The organism is Nonomuraea sp. MG754425 (genome assembly GCF_021699195.1).
Lineage (GTDB): Bacteria > Actinomycetota > Actinomycetes > Streptosporangiales > Streptosporangiaceae > Nonomuraea.
Map to the genome: position 1 here is coordinate 39,569 of NZ_SSXE01000141.1, position 9,691 is coordinate 49,259.

At 71.9% G+C, this 9,691-nt stretch carries 8 protein-coding genes; 1 reads left to right on the forward strand and 7 read right to left on the reverse strand.

All coding sequences use genetic code 11. The features are described from left to right. Position 1: 1 nt before the first annotated feature. From FAF44_RS37290 to FAF44_RS37305, 4 genes are all read right to left on the reverse strand, one after another. Positions 2-676, reverse strand: a complete 675-nt coding sequence (locus FAF44_RS37290) for a bifunctional 4-hydroxy-2-oxoglutarate aldolase/2-dehydro-3-deoxy-phosphogluconate aldolase (RefSeq protein WP_237108060.1) — start codon at positions 674-676, stop codon at positions 2-4. Positions 677-873: 197 nt separating this feature from the next. Next, complete coding sequence (locus FAF44_RS37295; RefSeq protein WP_237108061.1) at positions 874-1,758, reverse strand: PfkB family carbohydrate kinase; 885 nt, start codon at positions 1,756-1,758, stop codon at positions 874-876. Then, on the reverse strand, positions 1,755-2,780 hold the full coding sequence (locus FAF44_RS37300) for a LacI family DNA-binding transcriptional regulator (protein WP_237108062.1): 1,026 nt from the start codon (positions 2,778-2,780) through the stop codon (positions 1,755-1,757). Before FAF44_RS37300 ends, FAF44_RS37295 begins: the two co-directional genes overlap by 4 nt. 5 nt (positions 2,781-2,785) lie before the next feature. Further along, entirely contained in the window at positions 2,786-4,246 is a 1,461-nt protein-coding gene (locus FAF44_RS37305; RefSeq protein ID WP_237108063.1) for a glycoside hydrolase family 13 protein, read from the reverse strand. A 241-nt stretch (positions 4,247-4,487) separates the two neighbouring features. On the opposite strand from FAF44_RS37305, the gene FAF44_RS37310 reads away from it, so the two are divergent. Beyond that, positions 4,488-5,786, forward strand: coding sequence for an ABC transporter ATP-binding protein (locus FAF44_RS37310; RefSeq protein WP_237108064.1), 1,299 nt, complete (start codon positions 4,488-4,490; stop codon positions 5,784-5,786). A 10-nt stretch (positions 5,787-5,796) separates the two neighbouring features. Here the strand turns inward: FAF44_RS37310 and FAF44_RS37315 are convergent, their stop codons facing one another. The 3 genes from FAF44_RS37315 to FAF44_RS37325 all read right to left on the reverse strand — a co-directional run bounded on the left by FAF44_RS37315 (position 5,797) and on the right by FAF44_RS37325 (position 9,508). Next, positions 5,797-6,423, reverse strand: coding sequence for a Uma2 family endonuclease (locus FAF44_RS37315; RefSeq protein WP_237108065.1), 627 nt, complete (start codon positions 6,421-6,423; stop codon positions 5,797-5,799). 117 nt (positions 6,424-6,540) lie between these two features. Next, positions 6,541-7,758 (reverse strand): hypothetical protein, encoded by a 1,218-nt coding sequence (locus tag FAF44_RS37320; RefSeq protein ID WP_237108066.1) that lies wholly within the window; start codon positions 7,756-7,758, stop codon positions 6,541-6,543. Between the two features lie 433 nt (positions 7,759-8,191). Further along, complete coding sequence (locus FAF44_RS37325) at positions 8,192-9,508, reverse strand: acyltransferase (RefSeq protein WP_237108068.1); 1,317 nt, start codon at positions 9,506-9,508, stop codon at positions 8,192-8,194. Positions 9,509-9,691: the final 183 nt, after the last annotated feature.

Below are 9,691 nucleotides of genomic sequence, written 5' to 3' on the forward strand. Positions count from 1 at the left end.
GTCAGCCCGCCTGCGCGAGGCGGGCCAGCAGCGCCGAGACCCGCTCCCCCGCCGCCCGCGCGCCGCCCGCGGTCAGCGCGGAGCCCATGCCGCAGGCCACCGCGCCGGCCGCGATCCAGTCGGGGGCGTCGTCGATGGTGACGCCGCCCGTGGGGATCGCGGGCGTCTGGGGCAGCGCGGCCCGTACGTCCCGCAGCCACGACGGGGTCACCGACGACGCCGGGAAGATCTTCACGGCGTCGGCCCCCTCCTCCAGGGCCCGGACGATCTCCGTCGGCGTGGCGACGCCCGGGAAGACGGGCACGCCGTAGCGGTGGCCGGTGCGGATCACCTCGGGGTGCAGGCTGGGCGAGACCAGGAAGCGCGCCCCGGCCTCGACGGCCGCGCGGGCGGCGGCGGCGTCCAGGACGGTGCCCGCGCCGAGCAGCGCCTGCGGCCGCAGTTCGGCGAGCCGGGCCACGGCGGTGAGCGCCCCGGGGGTGGTCAGCGCCACCTCCACGGCCCGCAGGCCGGCGTCCAGCACGGCTTCCGCCGCTTCCACGGCCTGCTGGGGGCCCGCGCTCCTGACGATGCCGAACACCCGCTGCTCGGTGACGGCCCGGACGATCTCCCAGCGATACATCTCTTCCCCTTCGAACGGTGCCGCGGGCTCGCCCACGCTCCGCCACTTGATCACGGGGAAATCGTACTATCAAATCACCTTAAATCCCCCGCACAACGGGGGCGCCGGGCGGCGCGGGCTCCGGGCAGGGGGCTCCGGGCTGTGGGCGTGCCGATCGCCCGGCGGGCGCGGGCTCCAGACCGCGGGCGCGGGCGGTGGGCTGTGGGCGTGCCGATTCGTCTGGCGGGCCTGGCGGGCGGGGCGGCGGGTGCTCAGCCGGTCGGCGGGTGGGCGCGCTCCAGCAGCAGCGGCTCGGTGATCGGGGACTCGTGCGTGCCGGTGACCGTGCAGGCGTGCGCGCCGGCGATCGCACCCAGCCGCACCCGCTCCTCCAGCGGCCGGCCGTGCAACATGCCGTACAGGAAGCCGGAGACGAACGCGTCGCCCGCGCCGTTGCTGTCGGCCACGGGGCCGGGCAGCGGGGCGGCGGGGAAGGCGCGCACGTCGTCGCTCCCGGCGGTCAGGACGAGGCAGCCGCCGGCCCCGCGCGTGCACACGACCGTGCGGGCGCGCCCGCGCGCGATCAGGTCACGCATCACGGCCGCCGGGTCCCGAAGCGCGGCGGCGGACAGGAACACCAGGTCGGCGCGGTAGGCGAAGTCCTTGTGGTAGTCGTTGACGCCGTCCCAGTCGTGCAGGTCGGTGGAGACGGGCATGCCCTCCAGCGCGGCGAAGACGTCGCGGCAGCGGTCGCTGATCGACACGTGGGCGTGGCGGGCGCGCACACCGGCGTACAGCGTGACGGGCAGGCGCTCGCCGGGCGTGGCCTTGGGGTCGTGCAGCGACAGGCGGCGGCCGTCGGGGCCGACGAGCAGGACGCTGCGCGTGGTGCCCGCCCCGGCCGGCCCCCAGCGGCAGTCGAGGTCGCGCAGCGCGCGGCGGACCAGCTCGCCCTGCGGATCGTCGCCGATCAGGTCGGCCAGGACGACGCCGAGCCCGAGCGCGTGGCAGCCGAGCGCCACCCCGGAGCCGGTGTTGCCGATGCGGTCGACGACCGGTGGCACGTGGTAGGTGTCGCGGTAGGGCAGCGGCAGTTCGGGCACGTAGACGGTGGTGTCGACCCCGGTGCCGCCGAGGACGAGCAGGTCGGGGCTCACCGGTTGACGAGGGGGCCGGAACCGGTGGAGCCGCGTACGACGAGCTCCGGCTGGAAGATCAGCTCGACGTGCTTGGCGGACGCGCCGTTGACCTCTTCGAGCAGGGTCTGCACAGCCGCCGAGGCCATCGCCCCTATCGGCTTGCGCACCGTGGTCAGCGGCGGGTCGGTGAACGCGATCAGCGGCGAGTCGTCGAACCCGACCACGGACACCTCCGCGGGCACCGACAGCCCCTTCTCCCTGCAGGCGCGGATCGCGCCGAGGGCCATCAGGTCGCTCGCGCACACGATGCCGGTGCAGCCGCGCGACAGGAGCTGGGCGGCGGCGGCCTGCCCGCCCTCCACCGAGAACAGCGAGTGGGCGATGAGGTCGTCGACGTCGGTCGCGCCCAGGAGCTGCGCCATGGCCTGCCGGTAGCCCTCGATCTTCCTGATCACCGGCACGAACCTGCGCGGGCCCAGCGCGATGCCGATCCGCTCGTGGCCGAGATCGACCAGGTGCTGCACGGACAGCCGGGCGGCCATGCGGTCGTCGGGCGAGATGAAGGGCGCGTCGATGTGCTCGCTGTAGCCGTCGACCAGCACGATCGGCAGGCCGCGGTCGGTCAGGCGGGTGTAGCGGTCCATGCGCGCGGTCGTGTCGGCGTGCAGTCCCGAGACGAACACGATGCCGCTCACGCCGCGGTCGACCAGCAGCTCGGTGAACTCGTCCTCGGGCGCGCCGCCGGGGAGCTGGGTGCACAGCACGGGCGTGTAGCCATGCTGGGTCAGCGCCTTCTCGATGGCCTGCGCGAAGGCCGGGAAGATCGGGTTGTCCAGCTCCGGCGTCACCAGACCGACCAGCCCGTTGCTGCGTTGCCGCAGGCGGGGTGGTCGCTCGTAGCCCATCAGGTCGAGCGCGGTCATGACCGCTTGGCGGGTGGCGGCCGAGACGCCGGGCTTGCCGTTGAGCACCCGGCTGACCGTGGCCTCACTCACCCCGGCCTGGGCGGCGATGTCGGCTAGGCGAGCGTGACCGTTCATGGCACTTACTTTACTTTCCACCAGGACGTCGAATCCGCTGCTCCAGGGACATCGGAGGCGACGAGCAGTTCACCGTCGAGCCCGAAGTCCACGGGCGTCCCGGTCAGGTTGACGGCGCAGACGAACGCGCCACGCGCGAAAACGAGCGTGCCCTCGGGCGAGTCGTGCCAGGTCAGCTCGCCGTCGAGGTCGCGGCGCAGGCGCAGCGCGCGCCGGTACAGCTCCAGCGTCGAGCCGGGCACGCCGTGCTGGGCCTGCACGCTGAGGTCGGCCCAGCCGGCGGGGATGGGCAGCCACGGGTCGCTCCAGCCGCCGTCACGGGTCCACGGGATCGGCACGCGGCAGCCGTCGCGCCCGCTGTCGGGGTCGCGCAGCCGCTGCGGGTCCTGGCACAGCTCCTCGGGCAGGTCGAGCACCTCGGGCAGGCCCAGTTCCTCGCCGTTGTAGACGTACGCCGAGCCGGGCAGGGCGAGCGTCAGCAGCGCGGCGGCGCGGGCGCGGGCGAGGCTGCCGTAGCGGGTGACGTGCCGCTTGACGTCGTGGTTCGACAGCACCCATGTGGTCGGCGCGCCGACCGAGCCGGCCGTGGCCAGCGAGGAGTCGATCACGGCGCGCAGCTCGGCGGCGTCCCAGGGGGCGAACAGGTAGTGGAAGTTGAACGCCTGGTGCAGCTCGTCGGGCCGGACGTACCTGGCCAGCCGCTCGGGCGTCGGGGCCCACGCCTCGGCCACGCCGATCCGCTGCCCGGGGTAGGAGTCGAGGACGCGCCGCCAGGCGCGGTGGATCTCGTGCACGCCGTCGTTGTCGAAGAACGGCACCGGCTCCCTGCCGACGAGCGTCGCCTGGTTGCCCCGGCCGATGTCGGGCAGGCCGGCGGGCTTGACCATGCCGTGCGCGACGTCCACGCGGAAGCCGTCCACGCCCAGGTCGAGCCAGAAGCGCAGGATCGACAGGAACTCCCCGCGCACCTCCTCGTCGTCCCAGTTGAGGTCGGGCTGGGAGGGGTCGAACAGGTGGAGGTACCACTGGCCGTCCTCGACCTGGGTCCAGGCGCTGCCGCCGAAGATCGACTCCCAGTCGTTGGGCTCGTCGCGGAAGATGTAACGATCACGTTTCTCGCCGCGCAGCGCCTCCTGGAACCAGGGGTGGGCTGAGGAGGTGTGGTTGGGGACGATGTCCACGATGATCCGCAGCCCGTGGTCGTGGGCCGCGTCGATGAGCGCCTTGGCGTCCGCGAGCGAGCCGAACAGCGGGTCCACGTCCCGGTAGTCGGCCACGTCGTAGCCGAAGTCCGCCATGGGCGAGGAGTAGAAGGGGGTCAGCCAGAGGGCGTCCACGCCCAGGTCGGCGAGGTAGGGCAGGCGATCGCGAACGCCGATCAGGTCACCGACCCCGTCGCCGTTGCCGTCGGCGAAGCTACGCACGTAGACCTGGTAGATCGCGGCGTTCCGCCACCAAGCGGTCATGGTCTCCCCCGTAGTCAGCCCCCGAACGTCCTGACCATGAAAGCCCTTTCCGTAACTTTACGCAAGTCCTTCCACGACCCCCGGATCCGGAAATATTGGCGTACGGATGCCCAAAACTCCTGTCCAAAACACCCAGTAAAGAGAATCTTTATGTCAAGGGTGGACATCTAGCGTTAAGGCGCGATGTACTACCTCATCAATCAGCCTCGTCACAGGTGACACGCGCGCAAGGTGTAGGCCCATGAGCTCGGTCGTTCTCGACAAAGTGACCAAGGTGTATCCGGGCGACTACCTGGCAGTCGACCGGCTGAGCCTACGTGCGGAAGACGGCGAATTCCTCGTCCTCCTCGGCCCCTCCGGATGCGGCAAGTCCACGCTGCTGCGCATGATCGCCGGCCTTGAGGAGATCACCGAAGGCGAACTCTGGCTGGACGGCCAGATGGCCAACCACCTGGCCCCCCGCGACCGCGACGTGGCGATGGTGTTCCAGAACGGCGCGCTCTACCCCCACCGGACCGTCCGCGGCAACATCGCCTTCCCCCTGGAGATCGCCAAGGCCGACCCGTCGCTCGTCCGTGAGCGCGTCACCGAATTATCGAAGGCGTTACACATCGACGAGATGCTGGAGCGCCGCCCCGGCACGCTCTCCGGCGGCCAGCGTCAGCGCGTGGCGATGGGCCGGGCGATCGTGCGCCAGCCCAAGCTGTTCCTCATGGACGAGCCGCTGTCCAACCTGGACGCCGGCATGCGCACCGAACTGCGCATGGAGATCTCGGCACTGGTCAGGTCGCTCGGCGTCACGACGATCTACGTCACGCACGACCAGGTGGAGGCGCTCACCCTGGCGGACCGGATCGCCATCCTGAATCGCGGCGTCCTGCAGGACGTCGGAACCCCGGCCCAGATTTACAACGATCCAGCGACCGCCTTCGTGGCGGCCTTCCTCAACTCCCAGCAGCTCAACCTGTTGGCGGCCGGTGTCAGGACGCCGCAGAACCAGTACGTGCTGCTCGACTTCGGCCCGCACCGGCTGACGATTCCGTGGAGCGATCCCAGGGCGTACGCCATCTCCCAGCACACCGGCGGGCAGGTCCTGGTGGGGCTGCGGCCGGACGGGCTGGCCCCGGTGCCGGAGTCGTACGACGGGCCGTCGTTCTTCGGGCGGGTGCGGGCGCTGGAGTATCACGGGCACGAGTGGATGGCCTACCTGGAGTGCGGGATGCCGGCCGTGCCCGTACCCGAACCGCCGGACCCGCGCGGTCGCGCCCGGCGCGGCGACGCCGCCGCGAGCGGCCCGGCCGGCAAGCTGACCGGGCTGGTGCGCCGGCTGTTCTCGCACGAGGAGGAGCAGCAGCACCAGGAGCAGGAGCGGGTGGGCCAGAACCCGAACAGCGGCATCCACCGCCGCTCCGACCTGATCGTCCGGCTCGGCGGGCGGCCCATCTGGCGCGCGGGCGACGCCGCCAAGGTCGGCGTGGACCTCTCCCGCATCATGATCTTCACCCCGGACGGCACCCGCATCGACCCACCCCGCCGCTGACGCGGCCCCGTCAACGACGGGTCGAGACGAGCACGGCGGGATCGAAGGTGACCGGGAAGGGGATCTCGATCGTCAGCCTGTCACCCGCCTTGGCCTCGGCGACCAGTTCATAACCCTGCGGACCGAGACCGAACGCCTCGACGCGCGGCGCGCCATCACCCTGCAACTCGACCCGCAGGAAGAACGGGATGCCTCCGGCGGCATACTTGGGCGGCTTGATGACGTAGTCGCGCTGATGACCACTCTTGCCCGGACTGACGATCTCGACCACACACACCACATCGTCCGAGGAGAGCCTGGCAGCGCCGGGCATCGCTGCGGCGTGCCCCACCACGATGTCCGGGATCAAGCCATCGCCGCGAACCTCCAGGTTGCCGGTCTCCACGACCTCGTAATCCTCGGGGCGAGCGTCATCGATGATCCGGAGCAGACGCTTGGCGGCGAGCACGTGATCGTAGTTGGGCATGGGACTCACCAGGAAACTCCCGTCGATCAACTCGATGCGCTCCCCTGTTTCGGGCAGCTTGAGCCAGTCATCGACGGTGTAGCCTTCCTCGGCATGCGGCACCGAGAAGGGCCCCACGCGCCCGGGCGGCGGATGAGCATCCAGCCAGCCGTCAGCCGGCAGAGCAGACATCGCCCTCCATGAACGAGAGCCTCGGCATGCATCGCACCAGGAAGCCAAGTGTGACCAAGCGAGCGCGTTGAGTGATGTGATCACATTACCGCAGCTTTGCCATCACCATCAGTCACCTCACGAAGGTTCACCGCCCAGCCAGGAGGACGGGGTCCAGCGGGGGCCGGACGGAGTGTCCTCCACGAGGACGCCGCCGCGGGTCATCGCCGCGCGCAACGCGTCCGCCACCTCGTAACAGCCCTGGCCGCGCAGTTCGGCCCGCAGTTCGAGCAGCGGCTCCACCAGCGCGGGCAGTCCCTCCGAGCGCCGGGTGGCCGCCGCGGCCAGCTCGCCCAGGCGGGCGATCAGCAGCCGCATCAGCTCCCTGGCCTGCTCCACGCCGCCGGCGTCCTCCTCCGTGTCGGCGGCCCACTTGACGATCTCCGCCTCCAGGTCGAGCACGGCCTGCGCCGCCGTCACCAGGTCGGGCCGGCCGGCGGCGGCCTTGAACAACTCCTCGCACGAGCGGATCGACTCCTCCAGCGTCACCTCGGCGGGCGCGCCCGTCTCCGGATCACCGGACGGGGACGGGGCCACCGGGGCGGCGGACCGGCCCTCGGCCAGGCGGCGCAGCTCGGCCAGGTCGGTATGGGCGCCCGCGGGCAGGACCGTACGGGAGCCCGCACGCCGCACGGTCAGGCCGCCGCGCCCCGCGACCCGGACCGACTCGCTCTCCAGGTCGATGATCAGGGCCGTGTGCTCGTCGAGGCCGAGAACGGCCGTGCCGGGCGGCAGGTCGCCTTCCATGCGCGACAGCCGGCGCTCGCCGAGGTAGCAGTAGCGGGTGTCGTGGGTGCCGCCCTCGGCGTTGTCGAAGTGCGGGATCAGCACCGCCCGCAGCCCGAGCGGCTCCAGCAGGTCGATGCCCGCGCGCCAGGAGGGCTCGGCGCCGACCTTGTAGATCTCGTAGACCGGCACGGTGGCCAGGCCCGCGGTGCAGGCCGCGGCCGAGGCCAGCACGGTGACGCCCTCCCGGGCGCGGACCCTGGCCCGCAGGTCGCCCGCCACACCGGACTCGGCCCACCGCTCCAGCGCGTACGTGGGGCTGCCGGGACCCGAGAACACCCAGTCGGCGCCCGTGATCGCGGAGCCCACCTCGACCTCCATGCCGACGCTGCGGGCGAAGTAGCGACAGGCTCGGGCGGAAATGTCGGCGCGGTTCTCCTGGAAGGCGTAGGGCGTGTCGAGCAGCACGGCCCGCGCCCCCGCGCGCAGGGTCCGCGCCGCCGCGCGGTGGACCTCGACCATCGTCGGACTGGTCTCCCCCGACCCCATCAGCACCAGCAAACCGGGCATGGCTGTCGACCCTCTCTCTCGCACGCCGCCGACGACAACCCGGCCCACCGGGACGTTTCAGGAACAGGACACACCTGCTTGGTGAGCGCACCTGCACATGATTGGCAGTAAGTTGTTGGCGGTGACGGGAAGACACGTGATCTCGGTCTCGGTTGAGACGCTCATGCTACGGGTGGGCGCCGACAACCGCTGGGCATACCGGCATGCACTCACCCAGCCGCTACACGGGGAGAGCCCCGACGAGGCGGCCCGCAGGCTGGCCGGCGTCGAGGCCGGCGATCACGACACCGTCCTGCACTCCACGAGCTGGCGGCACGAGCCGGGCGGGACGATCGTGCTCACCTACGCGGTCTGCCCCGACCCGCAGCCCTGGCGGGCCGCCGTCGAGGCACCGGTGCTGGAGATCGCCCGCGGCCGGGCCCCCGCGAACCCGTCACCCGAGCGGGTCGACCTGGCGAACGTGGTCGCGCACGCGGTCAGGCACCTGGCCTTCCTGATGGCCGAGGACGACGTCGTGTCCCGCGCCCTGGCCCGGCATCCGCGCGTCGCCGCCGCGCTGGCCCCCGTCGCGGCCCCCGCGTGACCACCGGCGGCCCAGCGCCTGCATGGGCCGCTCGATGTAGCGGTAGGTCAGCGCGCTGACGCCCACGATCACCGCCATGGCCAGCGCCGTCATGGCGAGCTGGTACGGCAGCCCCGCCCGCCGCAGGTCGCCGGAGACCTGCACGAAGTACTTCAGCACCGGATGGTGCACCAGGTAGAGCGAGTAGCTGATCAGCCCGAGCCACACCAGCGCCCGGGGCACCCGCCGCCCGCGCAGCGCCATCCCGCCCGCGAACGTCGCCGCCGCCAGCGCCAGCGTGGTGATCCACACGTCCGCCTGCACCCACCACCAGCCGTTCTGGATCGCCCACAGGGGCGCGATCGCGACCAGCGCCGAGGTGACCACGACCGGCCACAACCCGCCCGTGCCGCGCTCCCACCGGTGGATCGCCGTGCCCGCGAACATCACCGCCAGCACCGCGATGCCCAGCCACGGCACCCGGCTGCCCAGCACCAGCAGCGTCATCGCCATGAGGCCGAGCACGCAGGCGCACGCCGCGCGGTAGCGGCCCAGCACCACGCCCGCCAGCCCCACGACGAACACCGCGCACGACACGTACGCCGGCCAGCCGCCGGCGAACGCCGCCCGCGACGCGATCAGCCCCACCACCACCGCGCCCGCCGCGAACACCATCGCCAGCAGGCCGCTGCGCCGGTGCCCGCCCATCACGAACAGGGCCGTGACCAGCAGGTAGAAGACCATCTCGTACGAGAGCGTCCACATCGTGTCGGCCACGGCGGCGACGCTGAGGACGTCGAGCAGCATGGTCGCGTGCGCCGCCACCGCGCTCCCGTCGCGCGGCACGGCCTCGCGCACCGGCACCCACCACGCCAGGGCCAGCACGAGCACGATGACGGCCAGGTAGAGGGGGTAGAGGCGGAAGAAGCGGCTGATCCAGAACGCCCTGACGTCACCGTGCCGTTCCAGGGACGTGGGGATGATGTAACCGCTGACCAGGAAGAAGACCAGGATGCCGTAGAGGCCCAGGCTGAACCAGTACGGCCGCAGGGTGGGGACGAACCACGGCATGAGGTGCTCGGCCACCACGGCGAGCGCGCCGATGCCGCGCAGGGCGTCCAGCCAGGCGAGTCTCGCGGCGGGCGCGGCGGCGGAGGAGGTGGCGGCGGGAAGGGCGGCGGCGGACACCCGGCCCAACCTACCCTTTCCGGCCGTCGTGATGCGGAGGGTCGGCGAGGGTCGCCCGGCGCGTTTTCCCGGTCTGCCGCCACCGGCCCGCCGGACCTCGGCAAACACCACCGAACCACCGAACCGCGGCTTCGACGACGACTTGGGTGGACCCCGCGTCAGAGGCACGCCGGAGGTCGGGGC

Bases quoted from the DNA above. Each gene is read 5' to 3' on its own strand.
- FAF44_RS37315 (WP_237108065.1), bottom strand. From the start codon at position 6,423: ATGTCTGCTCTGCCGGCTGACGGCTGGCTGGATGCTCATCCGCCGCCC.
- FAF44_RS37305 (WP_237108063.1), bottom strand. From the start codon at position 4,246: ATGACCGCTTGGTGGCGGAACGCCGCGATCTACCAGGTCTACGTGCGT.
- FAF44_RS37310 (WP_237108064.1), top strand. From the start codon at position 4,488: ATGAGCTCGGTCGTTCTCGACAAAGTGACCAAGGTGTATCCGGGCGAC.
- FAF44_RS37320 (WP_237108066.1), bottom strand. From the start codon at position 7,758: ATGCCCGGTTTGCTGGTGCTGATGGGGTCGGGGGAGACCAGTCCGACG.
- FAF44_RS37300 (WP_237108062.1), bottom strand. From the start codon at position 2,780: ATGAACGGTCACGCTCGCCTAGCCGACATCGCCGCCCAGGCCGGGGTG.